Source organism: Aeromonas sp. s2 (genome assembly GCF_040907935.1).
Taxonomy (GTDB): Bacteria; Pseudomonadota; Gammaproteobacteria; order Enterobacterales; family Aeromonadaceae; genus Aeromonas; species Aeromonas dhakensis.
In genome coordinates this window covers 71660-95798 of record NZ_JBFOCR010000009.1, presented here as the reverse complement: position 1 = coordinate 95798, position 24139 = coordinate 71660, and the positions used below count along the sequence as shown (strand labels likewise).

At 60.0% G+C, this 24139-nt stretch carries 23 protein-coding genes and 1 other RNA gene; 16 read left to right on the top strand and 8 right to left on the bottom strand.

The genetic code is table 11. The features are described from left to right. Positions 1-130 precede the first annotated feature (130 nt). The 7 genes from flaA to AB5Y81_RS05375 all read left to right on the top strand — a co-directional run bounded on the left by flaA (position 131) and on the right by AB5Y81_RS05375 (position 7285). A complete protein-coding gene (gene flaA, locus AB5Y81_RS05405; RefSeq protein WP_010634334.1) occupies positions 131-1042 on the top strand; it encodes a flagellin A in 912 nt (303 codons plus the stop codon). A 579-nt stretch (positions 1043-1621) separates the two neighbouring features. Further along, a complete protein-coding gene (gene flaB, locus AB5Y81_RS05400; RefSeq protein WP_005299664.1) occupies positions 1622-2527 on the top strand; it encodes a flagellin B in 906 nt (301 codons plus the stop codon). A 38-nt stretch (positions 2528-2565) separates the two neighbouring features. Beyond that, the gene (locus tag AB5Y81_RS05395) at positions 2566-3009 is read left to right on the top strand and encodes a flagellar protein FlaG (RefSeq protein ID WP_017786670.1); all 444 of its coding nucleotides are present in this window, start codon (positions 2566-2568) and stop codon (positions 3007-3009) included. 27 nt (positions 3010-3036) lie between these two features. Next, entirely contained in the window at positions 3037-4446 is a 1410-nt protein-coding gene (gene fliD / locus AB5Y81_RS05390) for a flagellar filament capping protein FliD (RefSeq protein WP_017765940.1), read from the top strand. Between the two features lie 25 nt (positions 4447-4471). Next, positions 4472-4894: a flagellar export chaperone FliS gene (gene fliS, locus AB5Y81_RS05385; RefSeq protein WP_010634331.1), complete on the top strand. Its 423-nt coding sequence runs from the start codon at positions 4472-4474 to the stop codon at positions 4892-4894. Further along, positions 4891-5190 (top strand): hypothetical protein, encoded by a 300-nt coding sequence (locus AB5Y81_RS05380; protein ID WP_279484513.1) that lies wholly within the window; start codon positions 4891-4893, stop codon positions 5188-5190. The genes fliS and AB5Y81_RS05380 overlap by 4 nt, the downstream gene beginning before the upstream one ends. A 7-nt stretch (positions 5191-5197) precedes the next feature. After that, positions 5198-7285 carry a 6-hydroxymethylpterin diphosphokinase MptE-like protein gene (locus AB5Y81_RS05375; protein ID WP_279484512.1) on the top strand — a complete coding sequence of 696 codons (2088 nt, stop codon included), beginning with the start codon at positions 5198-5200 and terminating at the stop codon, positions 7283-7285. 99 nt (positions 7286-7384) lie between these two features. Here AB5Y81_RS05375 and AB5Y81_RS05370 read toward each other — a convergent pair whose 3' ends face one another. The 5 genes from AB5Y81_RS05370 to AB5Y81_RS05350 form a co-directional block, all read right to left on the bottom strand. Beyond that, entirely contained in the window at positions 7385-8194 is an 810-nt protein-coding gene (locus tag AB5Y81_RS05370; protein WP_279484511.1) for a cobalamin-binding protein, read from the bottom strand. Then, positions 8187-9137 carry a cobalamin biosynthesis protein gene (locus AB5Y81_RS05365; protein WP_279484510.1) on the bottom strand — a complete coding sequence of 317 codons (951 nt, stop codon included), beginning with the start codon at positions 9135-9137 and terminating at the stop codon, positions 8187-8189. The genes AB5Y81_RS05370 and AB5Y81_RS05365 overlap by 8 nt, the downstream gene beginning before the upstream one ends. Next, positions 9134-9826 carry a 5'-methylthioadenosine/S-adenosylhomocysteine nucleosidase gene (gene mtnN / locus AB5Y81_RS05360; RefSeq protein WP_005299680.1) on the bottom strand — a complete coding sequence of 231 codons (693 nt, stop codon included), beginning with the start codon at positions 9824-9826 and terminating at the stop codon, positions 9134-9136. The genes AB5Y81_RS05365 and mtnN overlap by 4 nt, the downstream gene beginning before the upstream one ends. Positions 9827-9933: 107 nt before the next feature. Beyond that, entirely contained in the window at positions 9934-10692 is a 759-nt protein-coding gene (locus AB5Y81_RS05355; protein ID WP_279484509.1) for an ABC transporter substrate-binding protein, read from the bottom strand. A gap of 94 nt (positions 10693-10786) precedes the next feature. Beyond that, entirely contained in the window at positions 10787-11719 is a 933-nt protein-coding gene (locus AB5Y81_RS05350) for a ZIP family metal transporter (RefSeq protein WP_279484508.1), read from the bottom strand. A gap of 377 nt (positions 11720-12096) precedes the next feature. Between AB5Y81_RS05350 and AB5Y81_RS05345 the strand changes: the two genes are divergently transcribed. After that, positions 12097-13728, top strand: coding sequence for a methyl-accepting chemotaxis protein (locus AB5Y81_RS05345; protein WP_279484507.1), 1632 nt, complete (start codon positions 12097-12099; stop codon positions 13726-13728). 359 nt (positions 13729-14087) lie between these two features. Here AB5Y81_RS05345 and suhB read toward each other — a convergent pair whose 3' ends face one another. Next, on the bottom strand, positions 14088-14891 hold the full coding sequence (suhB, locus tag AB5Y81_RS05340; RefSeq protein ID WP_005299686.1) for an inositol-1-monophosphatase: 804 nt from the start codon (positions 14889-14891) through the stop codon (positions 14088-14090). A gap of 202 nt (positions 14892-15093) precedes the next feature. Between suhB and AB5Y81_RS05335 the strand changes: the two genes are divergently transcribed. The 3 genes from AB5Y81_RS05335 (at position 15094) to emrD (ending at position 17802) form a co-directional block, all read left to right on the top strand. Further along, on the top strand, positions 15094-15504 hold the full coding sequence (locus AB5Y81_RS05335) for a hypothetical protein (RefSeq protein ID WP_279484506.1): 411 nt from the start codon (positions 15094-15096) through the stop codon (positions 15502-15504). Between the two features lie 186 nt (positions 15505-15690). Then, on the top strand, positions 15691-16353 hold the full coding sequence (locus AB5Y81_RS05330) for a glutathione S-transferase family protein (RefSeq protein WP_005299690.1): 663 nt from the start codon (positions 15691-15693) through the stop codon (positions 16351-16353). Positions 16354-16602: 249 nt separating this feature from the next. Then, entirely contained in the window at positions 16603-17802 is a 1200-nt protein-coding gene (gene emrD, locus AB5Y81_RS05325; RefSeq protein ID WP_005299692.1) for a multidrug efflux MFS transporter EmrD, read from the top strand. Positions 17803-17951: 149 nt separating this feature from the next. On the opposite strand, the gene ssrS is transcribed toward emrD, so the two are convergent. Next, a non-coding RNA gene (gene ssrS, locus AB5Y81_RS05320) (6S RNA) lies at positions 17952-18134 on the bottom strand. 16 nt (positions 18135-18150) lie between these two features. Beyond that, positions 18151-18483, bottom strand: a complete 333-nt coding sequence (gene zapA, locus AB5Y81_RS05315; protein WP_005299694.1) for a cell division protein ZapA — start codon at positions 18481-18483, stop codon at positions 18151-18153. Positions 18484-18656: 173 nt separating this feature from the next. Between zapA and AB5Y81_RS05310 the strand changes: the two genes are divergently transcribed. The 5 genes from AB5Y81_RS05310 to gcvH all read left to right on the top strand — a co-directional run bounded on the left by AB5Y81_RS05310 (position 18657) and on the right by gcvH (position 24025). Beyond that, entirely contained in the window at positions 18657-19226 is a 570-nt protein-coding gene (locus AB5Y81_RS05310) for a UPF0149 family protein (protein ID WP_005299696.1), read from the top strand. 183 nt (positions 19227-19409) lie between these two features. After that, a complete protein-coding gene (gene ubiH / locus AB5Y81_RS05305; RefSeq protein WP_279484505.1) occupies positions 19410-20627 on the top strand; it encodes a 2-octaprenyl-6-methoxyphenyl hydroxylase in 1218 nt (405 codons plus the stop codon). Positions 20628-20715: 88 nt separating this feature from the next. Beyond that, positions 20716-21951 carry an FAD-dependent 2-octaprenylphenol hydroxylase gene (locus tag AB5Y81_RS05300; RefSeq protein WP_185450613.1) on the top strand — a complete coding sequence of 412 codons (1236 nt, stop codon included), beginning with the start codon at positions 20716-20718 and terminating at the stop codon, positions 21949-21951. Positions 21952-22430: 479 nt separating this feature from the next. Continuing rightward, entirely contained in the window at positions 22431-23528 is a 1098-nt protein-coding gene (gene gcvT, locus AB5Y81_RS05295; protein WP_279484504.1) for a glycine cleavage system aminomethyltransferase GcvT, read from the top strand. Positions 23529-23635: 107 nt separating this feature from the next. After that, the gene (gene gcvH, locus AB5Y81_RS05290; RefSeq protein WP_010634317.1) at positions 23636-24025 is read left to right on the top strand and encodes a glycine cleavage system protein GcvH; all 390 of its coding nucleotides are present in this window, start codon (positions 23636-23638) and stop codon (positions 24023-24025) included. The last annotated feature ends 114 nt before the right edge of the window (positions 24026-24139 follow it).

Here is a 24139-nt window from a genome sequence, read left to right as displayed (position 1 = left end):
ATGCGATGAAGCGTTGAAAATAATGCTAAAGACATCGAAAAAGAGGCCGTTAAATAAGAAGCATCGAACAGGAAAGACAATAAAGTTCGAGCAAATTAAATAGTAAATTTAATAGCTTAGGAGAATAGTCATGGGTCTTTATATCAATACGAACGTTTCATCGCTTAACGCCCAGCGTAACCTGATGAACACCAACAAATCTCTGGATACATCCTACACCCGTCTGGCATCCGGTCTGCGCATCAACAGCGCCAAAGACGATGCCGCCGGTCTGCAGATTTCCAACCGTTTGACCTCCCAGATCAATGGTCTGGATCAGGGCAACCGCAACGCCAACGACGGTATCTCCGTCGCCCAGACCGCCGAAGGCGCCATGGATGAAATTACTTCCATGCTGCAACGGATGCGTACCCTGGCCCAGCAGTCTGCCAACGGCTCCAACAACACGGATGACCGTACCGCGTTGCAGCAAGAGTACACTCAGCTGATGACTGAAATAGACCGGGTAGCCAAAGACACCACCTTCGGTGGCCAGAATCTGCTCAAGGGCGGTTATGTGGGCTCCTTCCAGGTCGGTGCCGATGCCGGTCAGACCATCACGTTCCGGATGACCACTGCCTTCAGCATCTCTGGCATGGCGTCCGCGACCAGCGGCAGTGCGGCTGTGACGACCACTACTTCGGGCGAGCCTTATAAAATTACAAAAACTGCAGGTACGCCGGTGAGTTCTACCAGCATGTCGACCATTACGGCGGCAAGCTCTGCCCAGTCGGCCATGGCCAACCTGGATTACATGATTAAAGTGGTGGATAGCAAGCGTGCCGAACTGGGTGCGGTGCAGAACCGGTTCGATTCGACCATTCGCAACCAGGCGAACGTCTCTGAAAACGTCAGTGCCGCCCGTTCACGGATCCGCGACGCAGACTTCGCGACCGAGACCGCCAACCTGACCAAGCAGAACATTCTGCAACAGGCAGCCTCGACCATACTGTCTCAGGCAAACCAGCGTCCGCAGTCAGCACTCTCCCTGCTGCAGGGCTGATAAAAGAAAACAGGGCGGTTGTTCAGGCCGCCCTGGTCAAGAGATGGAACAAAGGGGTGTTCGGTTCGCACTCTGTTCTATCGGGAGAGAATCTATTCTCTACTAGTAAAGCCAAGTGTTGTACAGCTGTTCAGTTCTGTCACGCTTGGTCATATTCTCCTGAGCGTATGCTCGTTTTAGGCCGGATCTTCCGGCCTCTTTTTATTGTGCCGTCAAATTGACGCCACTCCCTCATATCAAAGCACAAACTGTGCCAACCCTCAGAGTTCATCTCTGTCACGCCGGCTTTAGGTCCTGGTCCTGCTCACCGGGGATGGCCTGCCGTCACCTTGCCGCTTGCCGGATAAAACTTGCCGCCTTCGGCAATTATTTTCCTAAAGCTTGTCGCTGCGCTGCCGTTAAATAAAGTGAAGCAATCGAGGGGTGTTCGGAATCCAACGTTTGCACTACTGCGGGTGACCTGTCCGTTCAAACAGACACCCGCCAGAAGAATCAGGCTCGTTCAACCTGTTCTTCTAACGGTGGGACGCCGCTTTGGCGGTGCAACCCGCAGTCGCATGTTCTTCGGGAGAATATTTTATGGCCATGTACATCAACACGAATACTTCATCACTGAACGCCCAGCGTAACCTGATGAACACCAACAAGTCCCTGGATACGTCCTATACCAGACTGGCTTCCGGTCTGCGTATCAACACCGCCAAGGACGATGCTGCCGGTTTGCAGATCTCCAACCGTTTGACCTCCCAGATCAACGGCTTGGACCAAGGTAACCGCAACGCCAACGACGGTATTTCCGTCGCGCAAACGGCTGAAGGGGCCATGGATGAAGTGACCAGCATGCTGCAACGCATGCGCACGCTGGCACAGCAATCCGCCAACGGCTCCAACAACACCGATGACCGTACTGCATTGCAGCAAGAATTTGACCAGCTGACCACCGAGATCAACCGGATCTCCAACGACACCACCTTTGGTGGGCAAAAACTGCTGGATGGGAACTACAAGGGTTCATTCCAGGTAGGGGCTGACGCCGGTCAGACCATCACCTTCAAGATGACCTCCGCGTTTACCATCAGCGGGATTGCGGCGTCCACCAAGGGCAGCGCGACCGTTGCGACCAGCGCCACTGGCGAGCCTTACAAAGTGACGAAGGGTACGTCAGCGGTGACTTCTACCAGCGTCAGCAGCATCAAGGCAGCAAGTTCGGCTCAGCTGGCCATGGCCAACCTTGACTTCATGATCAAGGCGGTTGACAGCAAGCGGGCGGAGCTGGGTGCGGTACAGAACAGGTTTGATTCCACTATCCGCAACCAGTCCAACGTCTCTGAAAACCTGAGCGCCGCACGTTCTCGTATCCGTGACGCAGACTTTGCGACCGAGACAGCCAACCTGACCAAGCAGAACATTCTGCAACAGGCAGCGTCCAGCATCCTGGCGCAAGCCAACCAAAGACCGCAATCTGCTCTGTCCCTGCTGGGCTAACAGAACAGCAGTGATGAGATAGGAAAAGGAGCGACGATATGGCCAATGAAATTGGGATCCCGTCATCGGTCACTCCTTCTTCTCTTCAGTCAAGTAGCAAGAGCGGCCAATCGGCCGCTCAAGTGCTATCTGGCACGACGGAAGAGCAGCGGGTGACGGCACAACAGGATGTGAAAAAACAGCAGGATGCTCTGGCTGGTGATAAAACCGCCAAACAGGACGTATCCAATGCCGATATTGAAAATGAGGTGCAAAACTTGCAAGAGTTCAGCAAGTTGCAAGGCTGGACTGTCAATTTCAGTGTTGAGAAGGATCTGGATCAGGTGGTTATCAAGGTGGTGGACGCCGAGACCAAGTCAATGATCCGGCAGATCCCGAGCGAGGAGCTGCTGGCCATCAGCAAGCGGATCAAGGATCTGCGTGAGGGCGATGTATCCGGCGGCGGTTCGCGGGTCGGGTTGCTGCTCGATAACGAGATCTGATACGAAAAAATTAAGAGGAGAGAGAGTATGCCCACCATTACGTCTGCCGGTGCCGGCTCCGGACTCGATTTGGAGTCAGTGATTGCTGCCAGTGTCGATGCCAAAAAGGCACAACTGATGCAGCCCATCACCACCAAGAAGACCAACACTCAAATCACTCTCTCCGGTGTGGGGCAGCTGAAGTCTGCCATCGCCTCGTTCGTGACCACTCTGCAAGCCATGGCGAAGGATGATGCGTTCAACAAGCGCTCCATCAACATTACCCAGGACAAGGACAAACCCGTGCTCAAGGTGGAGAGCAAGGCGGGGGCCTCCAACGGTCAATATGACATCAGCGTCGAACAATTGGCGAAGTCCAGTAAATTTGACGGCACCTTCGACTCGTCGACGACCCCCCTCATCACTCAGGACGGGAAACTGACGTTCAAGGCTGGCGACAAGACCTTCGATGTGGATGTCAAAGCGGGTGACTCGCTGCAGTCCATTCGCAAGCGGATCAACAATGACGCTGACAACTTCGGTCTGAGCGTCAACATCATGAATACCTCAGATGGCAAATCCAAGCTGATGATCGACTCAGGGGTCAGCGGCGACGGCAAGGATCTGCAGATCACCGGCAGCACCACTGAGTTGACCGACAACCTGGTGTCCAAATTGACCAAGAGCCAGAGCGCTCAGGATGCCAAGATCAAGGTAGATGGCAACACCCTGACCAGTGCGACCAATACCTTCGATGGCACCATAGTCGGGCTCAAACTGACCGTGCTCAGAGAGTCGGATAGCACGACCACCACCGACACCAACGGCAATCCGGTCAAGACCTACAGCTCGAACAAGGTCGATGTGACCACCGACAAGGCCGGCATCAAGGACATGGTCAAGAGCTTTGTCGACGGTTACAACGCGCTGGTGAAGAAGAGCAATGATCTTGGCAAGCGCAACTCGATCGTGGCAGGGAAAAGCCAGAATGATGGCGGTGCATTGGCAGGTGATGCGACGACGCGTGCCGTGGTCAACATGATGAACGGCCTCATCACCGAACCCTCCAAAAAATCGTCTACCTATTCAACGATTTTCCAGATGGGTATCAAGATGGACAACAAGGGGGTATTGTCCATCGACGATACCAAGTTCAGCGAGGCCATCGACAAAAACTTTGATCAGGTGGTTGCGGTGTTTGGCGGCAAGGATGGGGTGGCAGGCAAGCTGGCCAGCCAGCTGGAAACCTACTCCAAGACCGGCGGCCTGCTGGCCAAGCGGGAAGATTCGCTCAATTCCGATCTGCGCGAAGTAAGCCGCAAGGAGTCGGATGTTACCGCCCAGCTGACCAAGTATCAGGAGACCTTGCGGGCCCGTTATGGCAGCCTGGACAGCATGCTGGCCAAGATGAACAAGTCGGCCTCTTATCTGAATCTGCTCAATACCAAAACGAATTAATACGTAGTCAGGAGCCGTGCCTCTTATGTATCGGAAAAATATCAAGGCTTACACCACCCAGAATCTGCAGTCCGAGCTGGCGGTGGCGGATCCCTACCGGGTGATCCAGCTGTTGATGCAAGGTTGCCTCGAGCGTCTTGCCCAGGCCCGTGGGGCCATCGAACGTCGTGATTTCGAAGCCAAGTCCCAGTCCATCTCCAAAACCATGGCCATTATCAACGGTTTGCAGGACTCGCTGGACCTCTCTTATGGCAAGGTGCCGGAAGACCTGTTTGCGCTCTACGACTACATGAAGGTGCGCATGATGGATGCCAGTCGTGATATGGACATGGCCGCCATCGACGAGGTGATGAACCTGATGCTGACGGTCAAGAGTGGCTGGGATGCGATTCCGGTCGAGGAGCGCGATAAGGCCATTGCCCAGCAAAAAGCGGGTCGTGCGGAATGAATGATGCCAAGCTGTCCGGCTTGATGAACCACGGCAGCCGCTTGCGGTTGCTGTTGGAGCAAAATGAGCTGGTGGCAGCGGAAGTGCAAATGGAGCACTATCTCGCTGCCCTGAACGAGGTTTTCGAGCATATCCCCGCTGACAGTCATCTTAATGCAGAGCAGCAGCAAGCCCTGTCTCAGTTTCACATGATCCATGCGCTGATAACGAATGCGAGACATCTGGCAGAGGATGAATTGCGCCAATTTTCCAAGGCCGGTCGTGTGGCGGGCCTTTACAAGATGAATGCGGGTTGAGTACCGAATGGATTTTAACAAGAACATCAAAGATGCCGAGCATGAGCTCTCCCGTCTAGCCAGGCAGAAAGAGCAGGAAGCCGCCATGCTGGAGGTGCTGCCCGTTCGCCATGAACTCAATATGGCTGCCTTTGAAAAATATATGCCCGGAATACATGCATTTTTCAAAGAGTATCAGCCGGTCAGACCCTTCCGCTTTTTCTGCAATGAGAACGGCGTTCCAAATGTTCTTTGGCTGGACGATGATGTCGCCCTCTATGGCGATGATCCCTTTGCCGAAGCACAGGCCCAGATTGCCGAGGTGATCGAACATAGCGTATTGCAATGTATCGACTTCGTGCCTCAGTGGCATCTGGAAGGCCAGATTCATATCGCTTACAACAATGCCATCTCCAAACTCAAGGAGAATGTGTCGCTGGAAGGCTTGCCGCTTCGCAAGGTGCTGGATGCCGATATTCCCTTGTCCTTCATGTACGGGATCGGACTGGGTTATCAGCTGGGCTACCTGTATGAGCGGTGCCGGGTTCGGAATCTGTTTGCCTTCGAGCCCGACCTCGATATGTTCTATGCCTCGCTCTATTGCTTCGATTGGCACAAGTTGCTCGAATACATGGATCAGGAGTCGCTGAGTCTGCACCTGTTCATCGGTGTCGACGAACAGCTGCTGGTTGCCGACATGATGGAGGCGCTGCATCGCAAAGGTGCATTCTGGTCGGCGAGCTATTTCTCGTTTTGTCATTACCACTCACCCAAGCTGCATGCCTTGATCGACAAGGCCGAGGGTGAGCTGTATCTGCTCAAGACGGGCTGGGGCTTTTTCGATGACAATATTTATGCGCTGGCCCACAGTCACACCCATCTGCAGGATGGCACGCCTTTCCTGAAGCGAGAGCGGGATACCTCGCTGGTCGAGCAGGTGCCGGTATTCGTGGTCGGTAACGGACCGTCGCTGGATCAGAGCATCGACTTCATCCGGCAGCATCAACGGCAAGCCATCATCATTGCCTGCGGCACGGCCGTCAGTGCGCTGCACAAGGCGGGTATCAAACCGGACATCTATGTAGCAGTGGAGCGCACCAAGAGCTCGGCGGATTTCCTGCGCATCCTCAATGCGGACGACTTCCTCAAGGATGCGGTCTTCCTCAGCGTTGACGTGATCCACCCCGAGTGCAAGACCTTCTTCCGCAAGACGGGGCTGACCTTCAAGCCCAACGAGCCCATGTTTGCCATGCTGGTCAGCCGGTTTGGTCAGGCTTTCGAGTATGAGTCCATTGAATTCTCCAACCCCTTCGTTGGCAACACCGGCCTCAATTATGCGGCGTTGCTCGGGTTCAAACAGGTATACCTGTTCGGAATAGACAATGGCTACAAGTACGCAGACAAGCATCACTCCACTCTGAGTCTCTATTACAACGAGAAGAGAGAAGCCAAGTACGACGAGAATCTGAAAGATACTTTCCCGGCCCCGGGCAATTTTGGCGGGGAAGTGCGGATCAATCATCTGTTTGGTCTGGCAATCCATAACATGACGCGTGTGCTGACAAGCCATCCGGATATGCGCTGTCTGAATTGCAGTGATGGGGCCTACATTGAAGGCGCCATCCCTCAAGGGGTCGACGCCTTGCACATCAGCAGCCCGGAGCTGGACAAGATCGCCTTGCTTGATGAGCTGATGGCGCGCAGCTTCCAGCCGTTCGACATGGCCAGCGTGGATTTTACTGCCGCGCTCAATGTGACGCTGTTTGACGATCTGCTGGAGAAGTTGCGTACCGACTGGCAGACGGTCAAATTCGAGCACAATGACATACTGGCCATGATGCAGCGTCACCACGACTATCTGCTCTATTTGCTGATGAGCCGTGATTGCCATCTCTACCGTGTCTTGATCGGCTCGATGAACTATTTCTACGCCAACATCATCGGCTTGATGATGACCCTGATTGACGCAACGCCTGACAAGTTCGAAGCCAAGGTGAAAGAGGCCGAGGCGATACTCGAGCGGTTCTTCGACGATGCAAAGCCGATTTATGCCGATGCCTTCCAGCGACACGATTCCGTCTACTTCGTCGGACTGGATATCTTCAAGCAGAAGTAACGGCTATACCTCATCACATGTTTGCTGAATAAAAAACACCGGCCTACGCCGGTGTTTTTTTATTGTACGAGTGATGAGCTGCGGGCTTTACAGGCGCGGTTACTGTACGTCTGCGATGGCCCGGCATATCTGCTCTACCGCATTGAGTGCTCTCGGGGTGAAACGGTGCAGCTCATCCGAGTTGATGAGTTGCAGACGCTGGTGGCGAACGGCATCCACCATGGGCCACTGTTGCCAGTGGCGCAGGGCGTCAGCGTCTTGACTCCCTGCCAGGATCAACGCCGGATTGGCCTTGATCACCTGCTCCAGGCTGACATGGGGATAAGGAGTGCGGGCATCCGCCATCAGGTTATCCCCGCCACACAACTCGATGGCCTGGGCGGGCCAGGCATTGCCGCTGACGCTGGTCAGCGGTGGATACCAGAGCTGGTAGAACACCTTGATATGCTTGGGTTTGCCGTAGCGCTGGCCAAGGGCGGTCAGGCGGGCGAGATAGGCGTCGGCCTCGGCATTGGCGGTTTTTTCCACCCCCAATGTTTTTCCCAAGGCCCGCATCTCGGTGGCGAGGGAGGCAAAGTCGGTCGGTTCTGAATAGAACACCGGGATCCCCAACTGCTCGATGGGGGCCAGCATGCGGGATTGGGCGGAGCGCCAGGCGACGATCAGGTCGGGTTTCTGGGCCAGCAGGGCTTCCAGATTGATGCTGCGGTAGTTGGCCACCTGGGGCAGGCGTTTGACCTCGGGCGGATAATCGGAGGCATCATCGGTAGCCACGATGCGATCCCCTGCGCCGATGGCAAACAGCAGTTCGGTCAGGTGGGGGGTGAGGCTGACGATGCGTGCAGGCGTGCCAGCCAGCAGGACGGGTGACATGCACAACAGGCAGAGCAGGGTGAGCCATCTAGCCATGCAGGTGCTCCAGAACAGTGAGCAGCAATGCCAGCGCCAGCCAGCCCCAACCGGTTTGCTGCAGGCGGTTGAGCAGGCGCAGGGCCGTACCGGCATCCGGCTCGGCGGCGGCGTCAAACACGGGAAAACGGATCAATCTGCCCTGATAGTAACGGGGGCCACCGAGCTTGCAGCCCAGCGAGCCGGAGAGCAGCGCCAGCAGTATTCCCATGGCGGGGTAGGGCCAGAGCATGGCTGTACGCAATCGGCTGGCCAGCTTGCGCAGCTGGGTCAGGCACAAGGGCAGCGCCAGCAACAAGATGGCAGGGGTACACAGGGCCTGATAGAGCACGGCGGCGGCCCGGCCAAAGTGGGCAAAGGCTGGCAGTTTCGGGCTCCAGCCCTGATTCATCAACTGGGCGAGGCGCCACATCAGGGCCCCCTGTACACCCGCCAGGGCGAACCCCAGCAGAGGGCCGGCCCACTGTCCTATCAGGCGCAGGGCGCAGCTTTCGCTGACCGCCTTGGCAAGCCCCATCAGGGAGAGTTTACCTGTATCTCGTCTGAGCCAGGGGGCCGCCTGCAACCGGGCCACCACCAGGGTATCCTGGTCTGTCAGCGCGCGAGTGGCGCGGGCCAGCTCCCGCAGCGGACGCGATTCCAGCATCAGCAGCAGAAACAGCAGATCGAACAGCGGCTCCGAGAGCGAGAGATTGCGCACCGCCCAGAGTCCGGCGGCGCACGGCAGCCAGACAATCAGCATGGCCAGCAGACCGGCCTGCAATTGCTGACCGGGGGCGCCATCGGGGCGACACACCTTGTGACCCAGCCGGGTCAGCAGTGGCACAACGGCGGAGAGCCGATAGTGGGCCGGCCAGGGCACGATGGCCTCCAGCAGGGCGGCCCCGAGCAAGATGGCCGCCGGAGTGGCGGCCATCTGTTCCAGTGTGGTGAGTGGGATCACAGCTTGCCGAGCATCTTGATGATCACTTCGGCAGAGTGCTTGCCGGCCACCTCGATGAAGGCATCGAAGGATTCAACCTGTTCCTTGCCGGCGATGTCGGACATGGCACGCACCACCAGATAGGGCACCTTGAACATGTGGCACACCTGGCCGATGGCTGCCCCTTCCATCTCGACCGCCAGCATCTGCGGGAAATCGGCGCGGGCCTTGGCGATGGCGTCCGGCTTGCACATGAACTGATCGCCGGTGCAGATGAGGCCGACTTTGGTCTGATGCTTGCCCTGCTCGGCGATGCAAGCCTGGGCGACAGCGATGAGCCGCTCGTCGCAGGGGAAGGCGGCAGGCTGCTGCGCCATCTGGCCCATCTCGTAGCCAAAGGCGGTCACGTCTACATCGTGGAAGCGCATCTCGCTGGCGATCACCACGTCACCGATATGCAGGTCCTGGGCAAAGCCGCCGGCAGAGCCGGTGTTGATGACGCAGTCGGGGGCGAATTTTTCCAGCAGCAGGCTGGTGGCAACGCTGGCGGCAACTTTACCGATGCCGGAGCGGGTCAGGATCACCTCCTTGCCTGCCAGGGTGCCCTGATAGAACTCGCAGCCGCCCAGTTGCAGGGTGGTCGGGTTGCTCATCTGGCTGCGCAGCAGGGCCACTTCCTGTTCCATGGCGCCGATAATACCTACTTTCATCACTTACCTCGTCTTGATGGCCAGTTGGCCGAATAAGTTGTTGTGGATCATAACAAAAGTTGGCGATGGCGCCGAGCATTCCGATGCTGGTGGGTGGGAAGATCCACTCAAGGGTAGCGTTCGGCCAATCTGGCCAGCTCGCCGCGGTCCGCCAACCGTTGCAGGGTGCTGGTAAACAGGGCCAGGCGGGCAGGGGAGGTGCGCTGGTAAAACAGGATGTAGAAGGGGATGGTCTCCATGGCGGTGGGGAGGATGCGGATCTGGTCGCTCAGGTGATGGCGCTGCAGATCGGCTTCGATACCGGGTGAGCGGTAGTAGACGAAGCGTCCGCGCTTCATCAGCAGCTTGTCGTAGTTGGCGGCGCTGCTGCTCCCGCCGCTGTCGATGATGAGCCCCTGTATGGCCTGCAGCCGTTCGATGGCGCCACTGCCGTGATTGACGAGGATGATCCCCGCATTACCCAGCGCCCTGACGTCGTCCCAGTGGTGGATCTCGACCGGGTCGTCGCTGCGCACCGCCAGGTGGTAGTGTACGGTGAAGATGGGGGGCTGCAGATAGAGGAAGTGGTTGCGGCGGACCGGGTTGTCCCCCACGCCGCAGAGGAAGTCGAGCTGGCCGAAGCGCACCCGTTTTTCCAGCCGCTTGAGGGGGATAAAGTGCTGATCCCCCTCGATGCGCAGGGCAGGCTCCTGTTGCTCCATCAATCGAAACAGTTCGACGCAGAGCCCCCCGATGCGGCCATCTGCCATCTGGGTGTATTTGGGGGCGGACTCGGGCTGCGCCGCCGTGCGATAAATCTCGGTGGCGCTGACGGCCCGGTGAGTGACTGCTAGCAGACAACCCAGCACCATCACCCGGAATATCATGTCATGCTGGCCCTCGATGCGTGGGAAAATGCGACGTTGCCTGCGGATGTCGCGGCGCTAGTGCTGAAACATTACGCCATATATCAGAACCTTATCAACCAAGCGCCGTATCCAGGGTCATCATCAGCGCAAACCCGGCCATCAGGCCCAGGGTGGCGTGGGTCTGGTGGCCGTTGCGGTGCGTTTCCGGGATCACCTCGTGGGAGACCACGAACAGCATGGCACCGGCGGCCAGCCCGAGGCCGATGGGATAGGCGATGGCCAGCCCGCTGGAGAGGCCGACGCCGAGCAGGGCCCCGAGTGGCTCAAGCAGACCGCTGCCGATAGCGACCAGCACGGCTTTGCCGGGCCGAAAACCGGCGGCGCACATGGCGAGTGCCACCGCCAGCCCTTCCGGAATGTCTTGCAACGCGATGGCGGTGGTGAGCGGCAGACCCACCGACATGTCCCCCTGCGAGAAGCTCACCCCGATGGCCATCCCCTCCGGCAGGTTGTGCAGGGCGATGGCAAATACGAACAACCAGACCCGGGAGCAGCTCTCGTGACCGGGGCCGCAGGGGCCGGTCTTGTCGTGTTCATGGGGGGTGAATTGATCGAGCCCCAACATCAGGAGTACCCCGAGGGTCATGCCGACTACCACCACGGCGGCGGCGAGAAAGCCGTTGCCGGTGATCCCCTCTGCCGCCTCGAGCCCCGGCAACAGCAAGGAGAAGGCGCTGGCTGCCAGCATCATGCCGGCGGCAAAGCCCAGCATGCTGTCTTCTACCCGTTGCGGAACCGAGCGCAGAAAAAGGGCGGGCAGGGCGCCAAGCGCGGTGGCGGCAAAGCCGGCCAGGCCACCGATCAGGCCATAGCGAACGCCGGGGCTGATGTAGCCGGCGGCCAGCATCACCAGGCTTTGCAGCAGCAACAGCACGACGGTCGCCAGAGCAACGAACAGGCCGATGGCGATCACCGGGCGTGCCCGCAGCTGCTCGCGCAGCTGGGCTGACCAGGAGGAAAGGGGCAGGGCTGACGCGTTATCCATGAAGATCACCTCTCTTGCTTGACGGCAGGAATGGCGCTGCGCCATCCGGGGACTCTTGCATTACAGCGAGCCGGGCCTCACTTGTCCATGCCGGGGCATCGATTGCATTCATCGGCTAACTATTTGAAATGATTTGGTCGTCTTGAATAGTTTGTGACGAAGATCCGATTGTATGGAAAAACAACTTGCTTTGTTGCGGCGAAAGCTGGTGAAGGAGTAGGCAGGTTTGTGGTAAAGTGCCGCCCTCGCGAAACCCACCCTTCCCTTGGTCTTTCGCAACGTCCCATCTCCCGTCAGGAAAGCCCGGGTTACCAGTTCATACGGATGTGATCGCCACTGTGCACCTGCTTGTCAGCAGTCGAGGATCACCAGCCACCATGTTTTACAAAAATCTGTCTATCGGCAAAAAGATTGCCGTGGTCTTTGTGGTCATTGCCGCCGTCAACGTGATATTCGGTATTTTTCTCTCCAGCGAACTGCGCGGCGTGCGCGATCGCGTGTTGAATTTTACCGATTCCACCCTGCCGAGCGTGCTCTCGGTCGAGAACCTGCTTTACGACGTATCCTACGTGCGCCGCGCCCAGTTTGCCCTGCTGATGGTGGATGACGCCACCGATCTGCAGGCGCGTCGCGGCCGCATCCAGGCCAGTGTCCAGAAAGTCGAGCAGGCCTTCCGGGGCTATGAGGCCACGGTCGGTGCCGCCCATGAGCGTCAGGTGTTCAACGGCGCCAAGCAGGCGTGGCAACGCTACCTGAACTCGGTCAATCTGGTGGATCAACTGCTGGCACAGGGCCAGCTGGAGCAGGCCAAGGTGCAGCTGTTCCAGTCCAACCCCATTTATGGCGAGCTGGAACAGGCGGTCAACGGCCTGGTGGAAGTGAACCTCGGTTTCGTCAAAGAGAACCGCGGCAGCCTGCTTGACAGCGTCAACATGGTGACCAGTTTTGCCATGGTGAGCATCGGCAGCCTGCTGCTGTTCATGGTGGCCATGACCTGGTTCCTGACCCGCCAGATCTGCCTGCCGCTGCAGGCCGTGGTTGCCCAGGCCAACGCCATCGCCGCCGGCGATCTGACCCATCAGCTGGATCGCCAGCACATCGGTCGTGACGAGCTGGGCATGCTGGCCAAGGCGTCTCTCAAGATGCAGGACAACCTGCGCGGTCTGATTGAAGAGGTTGTGGCGGCCGTGACCCAGCTGGGCGCCGCCATCGAAGAGGTGAGCGCCGTCTCCGAGCAGTCGGCACAGGGGATCCAGAGCCAGCAGCAGGAGATATCGCTGGTTGCCACCGCCATGGCCCAGATGAAGGCCACCGTGGCCGATGTGGCAGGCAACACCGAGACGGCGTCTGAATCGGCCAGCTCCGCCAATGCCCTAGCACGCCGCGGTAATCAGGATGTGCAGAGCTCGCTGATGGCCATCACCCGGGTTGCCGAAGAGATTGAACAGGCCGGTACCCTGGTCACCGAACTGGAGCGCGAATCCGCCCAGATCAACGTGGTGGTGGACGTGATCCGCGGCATCGCCGATCAGACCAACCTGCTGGCGCTCAACGCCGCCATCGAGGCGGCCCGTGCCGGCGAGCAGGGCCGCGGCTTTGCGGTAGTGGCTGACGAGGTGCGTACCCTGGCGGGTCGCACTCAGGCGTCCACCGGCGAGATCGTCGCCATCATCGAAACCCTGCAGGCCCGTGCCAACCAGGCCAAAGAGGTGACAGGCCAGAGCTGCGAGATGATCCGCCAGTGCGTGGAGCAGAGCGAGCAGACCAGCGACGGCATCCAGCAAATCGAGGAGGCGGTCGCCCAGATCGCCGACATGGCCATTCAGATCGCCAGTGCCTGCGGCGAGCAGGACGCGGTCTCCGATGAGCTGGGTCGCAACGTGGAGCGGATCAACGAATCCTCCAACGAGGTTGCCGTTGGGGCCGATCACACCGCCCGTGCCTGCCTGGAACTGAGCCAGCTGGCCGCCGGCCTGCGTCAGACCATAGGCCGCTTCCGCCTGGCGTAATAGCTGTACCGGCACCAGACAGGGGGCCGCGTCATGGCATGTTGCTGCAGGTAAACAGTCAACCCGGCTTCGGCCGGGTTGACTGTTTTTGTTGGTCCATCATTTCAAGGCATGAGCACAGTGATAGGTCACGACTTTTGGCCTGCGGCTGGTATCGAGCATTGACGCCGCACAAGGCGACAGTGACGCTCACGATCTCGCCTGTCGGGGCAGCGGCGCTGGCCATGAGGGGCAGAGGAGCGATGGCAATGCGCATGGGCAGAGATTTGCTTGTCAGCGTCGATGGGCTGATGGCCATGAAAAGGTCATAAAAAAACCCGGCCTGAGCCGGGTTCTTGATGAGTGCGGGTAACGCTGGCTTACTTGGCCAGGGATTCCGGCAGCTCTTCGCGGATCTTGCCCAGCATCTCTTTCAGGACGCGCGGGTTGGCCACGACGATGTTGCCGGAGTTCTCGTAGTTGTGACCACCGACGAAGTCGGTGACGATGGCGCCAGCCTCTTTGGCCAGCAGCTCACCGGCAGCGGTGTCCCAGGGCTTGAGGCCGATTTCCCAGAAACCATCGACGCGACCGGCAGCCACATAGGCCAGATCCAGCGCGGCGGAGCCGGCACGACGGATGTCGGCACACTCGATGAACATGCTCTGGAACATCTTCAGGTACGGCTCGATGTGGTGCTTCTGCTTGAACGGGAAACCGGTGGCCAGGATGGTGCCGGCCAGCTCTTTGGCCTTGCCGACACGGATGCGGTAGCCGTTCAGCTGGGCGCCGCTGCCACGGGTGGCAGTGAACAGCTCGTCACGGATCGGATCGTAGATCACGGCCTGTTCGGTCTTGCCCTTGACGCGCAGGGCGATGGAGACGGCAAAGTGCGGAATGCCTTTGACCAGGTTGGTCGTGCCATCCAGTGGGTCAATGATCCATTGGTAGTCCGGATTGGTACCGGCAATCTCACCAGACTCTTCAGCCACGATGCTGTGTTCCGGGTAAGATTTTTTGATGGTGTGAATGATGGCCGCTTCGGCTTCACGGTCAACGTTGGTCACGAAGTCATTGCTGCCCTTCTGGATAACCTCGATGTTCTCGGGTTGAGAAAAGGCTTTTACTACTACTTGACCGGCGTTGCGCGCAGCGCGCACGGCGATATTCAGCATCGGATGCATAGGTTCACCACTGGATGTTAAAGAACGGGGGAATAAAAGGACGCGGTATCATACCAGTCTTTTCGACAATGGCAACTGTTATACGTTATCGCTCCGGCCTTGGCGACTGCCAGATCTGACGGCTCCAATATAGGCTCTTTTTGGTCTAGTCTTATGGGCAGCAGCCGAATAACAGGCTGCCTTGAGCATAGGGACGTGGATCATGAATTTGTCATTAGTGAGTCAAAAACCGTCGGCAACCTCCACCCAGGGTTTGCTGGCCGCCTTGCGGAACTCGACCGGATACGGCGACTACTTCAACGAGCTAACCATTACCCAGCCATCCCACTGGCAACCCGGCAAGGAAGAGGCGGCCATCCTGCTGCTGGACGGGGATGCGGCCTGGCCCGAGTTTGCCTGGCAGCGCAAGGGAGACGGTACTCTCACCATTCAGGGGCCGGATGTGCGGGACCCGCGCTTCTATTTCGTCTCCAACGGCATCGTGCTGGAAGAGTCTGAACTTGCCGATCCCGCCTGCAGCCGGGTGCTGCTGAACAAGCTGGAGTCCTACTTCCCGCTGCTTTCCCGCCTCATTCTGCTGCGCCAGCGTCAACCCATGGGGCTGTGCAACTAGGCTCTTCCTTCCCTGCGCCGGGCTGTTCAAGCGGCACAATATTTGTCATAACTGACCGGTATTGTGCCGCTTCGTCATGTTCAGGCCGGGGGATGCCCATGTTGTCCATCCCGCTGCGTTTCTCTAGCCGACATGGGCGAGGCCCTGTCCGTCCTGTGCCAATGTGTGAATCACAAGGAGTCCATGATGATCGATTTTTATACCGCCGCCACCCCGAACGGCTTCAAGGTGGCGATTGCCCTCGAAGAGCTGGGCTTGCCCTACCGTGTCATTGCGCTCGACCTGTCGGCGCTGGATCAGAAGAAACCCGAGTTTCTGGCCATCAACCCCAACGGCCGCATTCCGGCCATCGTCGATCGGGACAACGGGGACTTCGCGGTGTTCGAGTCGGGTGCGATTCTTCTCTATCTGGCCGAGAAGGCAGGCAAGCTGCTGCCGGCGGATCCCAAGCGCCGCTCCCAGGCCATTCAGTGGCTGATGTTCCAGATGGGTGGGGTCGGGCCCATGATGGGGCAGGCCAACGTCTTCTATCGCTACTTCCCGGAGAAGATCCCGGCCGCCATCGAACGCTATCAGAAGGAGGGACGCCGCCTGTTCGAGGTGCTCGACAGCCATCTGGCCCAGCACGAGTATCTGGCCGACGAGTACAGCATCGCCGACATCGCCACCTGGCCCTGGGTGCGTATCTATGACTGGAGCGGTATCTCCATCGAGGGGCTGCCCCATCTGCAGGCCTGGATGGACCGGATGGCCGACAAGCCGGCCTGCCAGAAGGGGATCACCATACCGCCGCGCAACGAGAAGCCGGAGGATCTGGTCAAGCAGGCCCAGCAGATGGTAACGCGTTGATTTTTATCGTTGACGGGGCCTAAAACCCCGTCACATTAGAAAAACTAAGGAAAGCTGATTATAAAGATTCGTTCGTTTTTCGTGATCTGAATCACTAAGATGACGGCAAGCCATGGGAGTGTCCTGCTCCCGGCCGGTGCGGGTTCTCCGCCTTGAGTTTTCACCTTTGATTGACCCTGTTTGTTGGATCCCCTCTGCGGTTTTCTGCCAGAGGCGGGCAGCTTTTCGATGATTTTTCGGGACTGAGATATGTATCGGCACAGTTTTTATCCGCTGTTTTTTCTGACCATTCTGATGGTCGCTGTGGGCCAGATGACCCAGACCCTCTACGTGCCCTCCATTCCCATGATGGCGGGGGACTTCAACGTGGCCTCCGGCCAGCTGCAGGCGGTGATGGCCTGCTATCTGATCCCGTACGGCCTCTCCCAGTTTGTCTACGGCCCCTTGTCGGATCGCATCGGGCGTCGTCCCATCATCATCATCGGCATGATGGTGTTCCTGGTGGGTACCCTGACCATCCAGCTGATCCCGAGTTTCATGGCGCTGCTGGCGGGCAGCTTCATCCAGGGGCTGGGGACCGGGGCCGGCGGCGCCATGAGCCGCACCCTGATGCGCGACCGCTACACCGGTGCCGAGCTCAACCGGGCCAACAGCCTGGTGAGCATGGGGGTGATCTTCTCCCCGCTGCTGGCCCCCGTGCTGGGTGGCTGGCTGACCGAGTTGTTCAACTGGCGTGCGGGCTACTGGTTCCTGTTCGGCTTTGGCGCCGTGGCGACCCTGGCCATACTGGCTTGGTTCGTCGAAACCTTGCCGGAGGAGGCCCGTCAGCAGCCGCTGCGAGTAGGTGCCGCCTATCGCCACGTGCTCGGCAACCCGCGTTTTCAGGGCAACCTGCTCTGCCTGATGGCGACCTTCGCCGGTCTGGCGGTGTTTGAAGCGGCCGCCGGCGTGCTGCTGGGCGACGTGCTCAAGCTGAGTGCCCGTACCGTCAGCGTGCTGTTCGTGCTGCCGCTGCCCGGCTATCTGTTCGGTGCCTGGCTCTCCGCCAAGCTGAGTTTTCGCCTGAGCCAGGGCAAGCTGATGCGCCTTGGCATCGCCTTCCTGGCGCTGGGGTCACTCATCATCCTGCTGCCCGGTCTGTTCGGGATAGTGAGTGCCGCTTCCCTGGTGGGGGGGGCTGCCGTTTACTTCATCGGTAGTGGTATCCTCTATCCGACTGCCACCTCCTGCGCCATCGAGCCCTTCCCGGGCCAGGCGGGCACCGCCGGTGCCATCCTCGGTGGCATGCAGAACCTGGGGGCCGGCATCGTGACCCTGCTGGCGGCCTGCTTCCCGATGGAGGGGCAGGTAACCCTGGGCGCCATCATGACGCTCATGGTGCTGATCGTGGCGCTGAGCTTCCTCTGGTTGCGTCACCACGGTTCGCCCCACGAGCAGATGGCCGTGTGAGCCTAATGATGTGAAAAGACCCGCCCGAGTTGGCGGGTTTTTTATGGGCCGCCGCTGGGGGCTGATATGCCGGGTGACGGAAGCGGGGGAGGGGACTGCCGCGCAGACAAAGAAAAAGCCCGTCACGCTGGTGACGGGCTTTTTGCTGTTGGTACCCCGGAGATGCCGTTGCCGGTTTGGGCCCTTGAACCGTCGGTTCAAGGCGGGGATCGGATCTGACCGCAGGCTTCTCGGTCGTGCCGAGCATGCGCAATAGCCAGAAGGCAGATCCCCTGTTTGGTATGAATATCGGCTCGGGGACTTGAACCGGCTGACAAACACCCCAGGGAATTTCAAAAACGTTGCGAGTTAGGGTTGTACGCCTTCGTCGCTGGATTCGCCATATTGTCCGTGCTCGATCAAGGCCGCTTCGATGGTGCGTTGCAGCATCTTGATCCGCTTGTCCATGGTCTCAGAGTATTGGTGATTCTTGTCTTTTTCAAGACAGAGCTCATGGCAGAAATTGAGTGCTGCCATCACCGCCAGCTGTTCATTGCTGGAGACCTTGGAGCGTTGACGCAGCTCGATGAGTTTATCAGTCAGCTGGTCGGCGGCCTGGCGCAGGGCATCCTGCTGTCCCAGGGGACAGGATACCTTGTAGGGACGTCCCAAAATGACGATTTCTACGGCCTCTGTGCTCATGCCTTCCTCAATACGGCGGAGTGTCATTCCGCCTTTATCCACGTGGACAACTGGGCGGGACTATATAGCGCAGATGCAGAAGTTTCAAGGCCTTGCTGGCTCTGGAAGGGGGAGAATGCTAGGATCCTGACCATTAATTCTGCATATTTGCCTGAACTTTGAGCGGATCTTCGATGAGCAAAACGAACCCCCTGAAATACGCGGCCGTGGCCGACCTGATGGAACAGCACGAGCTGATGGCAACGGCTGTAGAGGCCCATGGCGTGATCTGCGGTCTGGTGTGCGGTGGTGTGGCCCTGGACGACAAGAGCTGGCTGCCCCATTTCAACGATCTGGTCAACGACGGTTTCGGTCTGCCAGCCCCGGTGCGCCAGGTGATGACCGATCTCTATCATGAGGTGATCGAGAGCCTGATGGCTCAGAAAGGGGTCGAGCTGCTGTTGCCAAGCGACGAGGCGCCGCTTGACGAGCGCATCGATTCGCTGGTGGACTGGTCCCAGGCCTTTCTGGCCGGTTTCGGCGTGGTGCAGCAGGAGCTCTCCAAGGCCTCCGAAGAGCTGCAGGAGATGATCCAGGACATCGCCAGCATCACCCAGGTCTCTGCCGAGTTCGATCAGGAAGATGAAGAGAACGAAGCCTCCTTCCTGGTGCTCTACGAACACGTGCGCCTCGGGGTCATGATGGCGTTCGAGGAGTTCGGCAAGCGGCCGGATGCCCCGAGCACCCCGCCGACCCTGCACTGAGTCGAGCAAGTCTGAAAAAGAGCGCCTGGTGGCGCTCTTTTTACATGCATCGTTTGCCAGCATTGGTCGGCCGTAGTGCGGCAAGCGACGGCCAGGAGTGCGCTTTTTTGCCCGTGGCTTCGCATCCCGACCTCACGCTTTGTGTTAGCATGACCCCACGTTTTCAGCTTTTCCCCTGATCTCATGTCTCAATCTGATCTGAACCACGTCGATGTGGCCATCGTCGGTGGTGGAATGAGCGGCGCCGTGCTGGCGCTCTCCCTCGCGGCCCTGCCAGGGCCCAAGCCTCTGCAGATCCTGCTGCTGGAGGCGAGCGCCCCCGAGCTCAATGCACACCCCGGCTTCGATGCCCGCGCCATCGCGCTCTCCGCCGGCACCTGCGAGGCGCTGACCCGGCACGGGCTCTGGCCCCGTTTTGCCCCCCATTGCAGCCCCATCACCCGCATTCATGTGTCGGATCGGGGCCACTTCGGCCAAGCCGGATTGACGGCCGCCGAGTATGGCCTGTCTGCCCTCGGCCAGGTGATCGAGCTGTCGGCGGCGGGCATCGAGTTGCAACAGGCGATCGCCGCCTGCCCGCAGATCCGCATGCTGTGCCCGGCCCAGCTCGAACGGGTGGAGCCGCTGACGAAGGGGGTGAACCTGACTTTGGCGGACGGCGAGCGTTATCAGACCCGTCTGCTGGTGGCGGCCGATGGCGGCAACTCCTTCGTGCGCCAGCAGTGCAAGCTGGCGGTGAGCCGTCACGACTACGGCCAGAGCGCCATCATCGCCACCGTCAAGACGGCCGAGGATCCGGCCGGTCAGGCATTCGAGCGTTTCACCCAAGGGGGGCCGCTGGCGCTGCTGCCGATGCAGGGGGGGCTCTCCTCCCTGGTCTGGAGCGTGGCGCGGGATGAGGCGCCGGCCTTGATGGCGCTCGATGACGCCGCCTTTCTGGCCCGCCTGCAGCAGGCTTTCGGCTGGCGCCTCGGTCGCTTCCTGCAAACCGGCCAGCGCCACGTCTATCCGCTGGTGCTGACGGTGGCCGACTACCCGCTGGCCCAGCGCACCGTGCTGGTGGGCAACGCCGCCCATCTGCTGCACCCCATTGCCGGCCAGGGCTTCAACCTCGGCATGCGCGACCTGGACCTGCTCACCCACGCCGTCGGTCAGGCCCTGGCGGCGGGGGAGGATATCGGCAGCTTCAAGGTGCTAAACGGTTACTGGCAGCAGCGCAAGGGGGATCAGGCGCAGACGGTCTGGCTTACCTCCTCGCTGGCCCAGCTCTTCTCCAATGAGCACGACCCGCTGGTGGCGGGCCGCAACCTGGCGCTCTCCCTGATGGGGCGGCTGGACTGCCTCAAGGCGCCGCTGGCCTCCCGCACCCTAGGCTTTGTTGCCGACCTGTGCCGCCCCTGAGACGGGTCACAGCTTGCGTATTGAAGGGGTCTGCCTTCGGGCGCCCCCTCGCTGATCCCGGCGATCAGCCCTGAAAGGATATAAAACGATGCAGATGCAAAACGTGGATGTGGTGATTGTGGGGGGCGGCATGGTGGGCCTGGGGCTCGCCGCTGCGCTCAAGGGGAGTGCGCTCAAGGTGGCCGTGGTCGAGGGCCAGTTGCCGGCCCCCGCGCTTGACGAAGCGCCGGACAACCGGGTCAGCGCCCTGAGTCTGGCCAGCCAGCGCATCCTGCAGCAGGTGGGGGCCTGGCGCGGCATTGAGGCCCGCCGCCTGCAGCCCTACGTGCAGATGGAGGTGTGGGAGCAGGACAGCTTTGGCCGGATCGCCTTCGATGCTGCCAGCCTGCGTCAGCCCGAGCTCGGCCACATCGCCGAGAACCGGGTCATCCAGCTGGCGCTGCTGGACGCTATCGAGGGGGCCAACAACATCCAGCTGCTGAGCCCGGCCCGGGTGAGCAGCCTGCAAAGCGGCGAGGCGGGCTCCCTGCTGCTGCTGGAAGATGGCCGCGCGCTGTCGGCCAAACTGGTGGTGGCGGCCGATGGCGCCCACTCCTGGGTCCGTCGACAGGCCGACATTCCACTCACCAGCTGGGATTACGGCCACCACGCGCTGGTGGCGACGGTACGTTGTGCCGAGCCCCACGAGGCGGTGGCGCGTCAGATCTTCACCCCCGAGGGGCCGCTCGCCTTCCTGCCCCTGTGGCAACCGGATCTCTGCTCCATCGTCTGGTCGCTGCCGGCCGCTCGTGCCGAGGCACTCTGTCAGTGCGACGACGAGCAGTTCAACCGCCAGCTCACCACCGCGTTCGACGGCCGCCTCGGCCTGTGCCAGGTGGAAGGGGCGCGCAGCGCCATCCCGCTCACCGCCCGCTATGCCCGTGACTTTGCCCGCGAGCGGCTGGTACTGGTGGGGGATGCCGCTCACACCATACACCCGCTGGCGGGGCAGGGGGTCAACCTGGGGCTGCTGGACGCCGCCGCCCTGGCCGAGCAGATCCTGCGCAATCAGGCGGCGGGCAAGGATATTGGTCTGCTCGCCAACCTGCGCGGCTACGAGCGCTGGCGCAAGAGCGAGGCGGCCAGCATGCTGGCGGCGATGGAGGGGCTCAAGCGGCTGTTTGCCGGTGCCAACCCGCTTAAGAAGCTGGTGCGCGGGGCGGGCCTGTGCGCCTTCGACCTGTTGACGCCGCTCAAGCAAAGTGTGATCAGGGCCGCCATGGGGTTAGAGGGTGAGTTGCCGGCCTTGGCCAAGGGGAACAATTTGCCGACCCGGCTGAAGTAAGAGGGTGATCCGGGCCGCCATGGGGCTGGAAGGAGAGCTGCCCGCTCTGGCCAAGGGTGAAAAAATCTAATAATACTAGGGTGTTTTCACAACAAAACTAATGTGAGGAGGCTGATGACCCGGTTTGGGCATCAGCCTTTAATCTGGGCTGGCGGCGAAACGTTTTTCTCCAAATTGTGACGAAACGGTAAAAATCGAAATTTAATATCGTCATTACCGAGTTTGGTCTGTTTTTATCGCTGTTTTTACCTTAGTGTCTGGAGTCTGTTGACTGGCGGTGGATTAGTTTTTTTTGAGCGGCATGCGCGTCCGCTTGGCATATAATCCGCTGCGTTCAAGGAATCACTCCGGCCTTGCGGGCCGGAACGAGCACAGACTCAGGCACTCTCTGCTCTTGCTGCGACCCCGGTGAACCGCCGGAGGGCGGCCGGGCGGGGCGGATCGTGAGTGTTGTCGCGAACGCTTAAGGAAACACAGCGATGATCCAGACTACAGTACTGCATCCCAAGCACCTGGAAGCCGGCGCCAAGATGGTGGACTTTCACGGTTGGGAAATGCCCATCAACTACGGCTCACAGCTGGAAGAGCACCATCAGGTGCGCACCGATGCCGGCATGTTCGACGTCTCCCACATGGCCATCGTCGATTTGACCGGCGAGCGGGTCAAAGCCTTCCTGCAACACCTGCTGGCCAACGATGTGGCCAAGCTCACCCTTTTTGGCAAGGCCCTCTACAGCGGCATGCTGACCCCGGAAGGCGGCGTCATCGACGACCTCATCACCTATTACCTTGGCGAGACCTTCTACCGCCTGGTGGTCAACTCCGCCACCCGCGAGAAGGATCTGGCCTGGATCCGCCACCATGCCCAGGACTTCGGGGTGACCGTGACCGAGCGCCCAGAGCTCGCCATGATCGCGGTGCAGGGGCCCAACGCCAAGGCCAAGGCGGCCAAGGTGTTCAGCGCCGAGCAGAATGCCGCAGTGGAAGGCATGAAGCCCTTCTTCGGCGTGCAGGCCGGCGAGCTTTTCATCGCCACCACCGGCTACACAGGTGAAGACGGCTACGAGATCGTGGTGCCGCAAGAGCAGGCGTGCGATCTGTGGCAGGCGCTGCTGGACAACGGCGTGGCCCCCTGTGGCCTGGGTGCCCGTGACACCCTGCGCCTCGAGGCTGGCATGAACCTCTACGGCCAGGACATGGACGAAACCGTCTCTCCGCTGGCCGCCAACATGGCCTGGACCATCGCCTGGGAACCGAGCGATCGCCAGTTCATCGGCCGCGCCGCGCTGGAAGCCCAGAAAGCCGCCGGCAGCCAGCCCAAACTGGTGGGCCTGGTAATGGAAGAGAAGGGCGTGCTGCGCAGCGGCATGCCGGTCACCTTCACCACCGCCGCTGGTGAAGAGCGGGAAGGTGTGATCACCTCCGGCTCTTTCTCGCCCACTCTGGGCTACAGTATTGCCCTGGCGCGGGTGCCCCGTGATATCGGCGAGCAGGCCTCGGTGGAGATCCGCAAGAAGCTGGTCACCGTGAAAGTGACCAAGCCGGCTTTCGTGCGCAACGGCCAGAAGCTGGTGTAACGACCCCATTGCGGCGAAGGGGCTACCCTTCGCCAGACCCCCTTGCCCCGGCAACGCCTGTCGAACCCGCCGGGGACAAGTGATCCAAGTGAATAAAGGAAGCACAAATGAGCCATATCCCGAGCGAACTGAAATATGCCACCTCCCACGAGTGGATCCGTGTCGAAGCCAACGGCGAGGCCGTGGTCGGTATCACCGAGCACGCCCAGGAGCTGCTGGGTGACATGGTGTTCGTCGATCTGCCGGAAGTGGGCAAGCAGGTCGGTGCCGGTGATGACTGCGCCGTGGCCGAGTCGGTCAAGGCCGCCTCTGACATCTACAGCCCGGTGAGCGGCGAGATCCTGGCCGTCAACGAAGAGCTGGAAGGCAGCCCCGAGCTGGTCAACTCCGACCCCTACGGTGCCGGCTGGCTGTTCCGCATCAAGCTGGACGACGCGGGCGAGCTCGCCAACCTGCTGGATGCCGAAGGCTACCAGAACGTGGTGGACGAAGAGTAATGCCCCCGGGCCCTGCCAATCGCGCAGGGCCCGTTTGTATGCATGCCCGTCGGCCAGGAGGCCGGCCGGCGAGGGTGACGTCGTCCGTCCCGGTTTGCCCGCGGCAAACCGGGC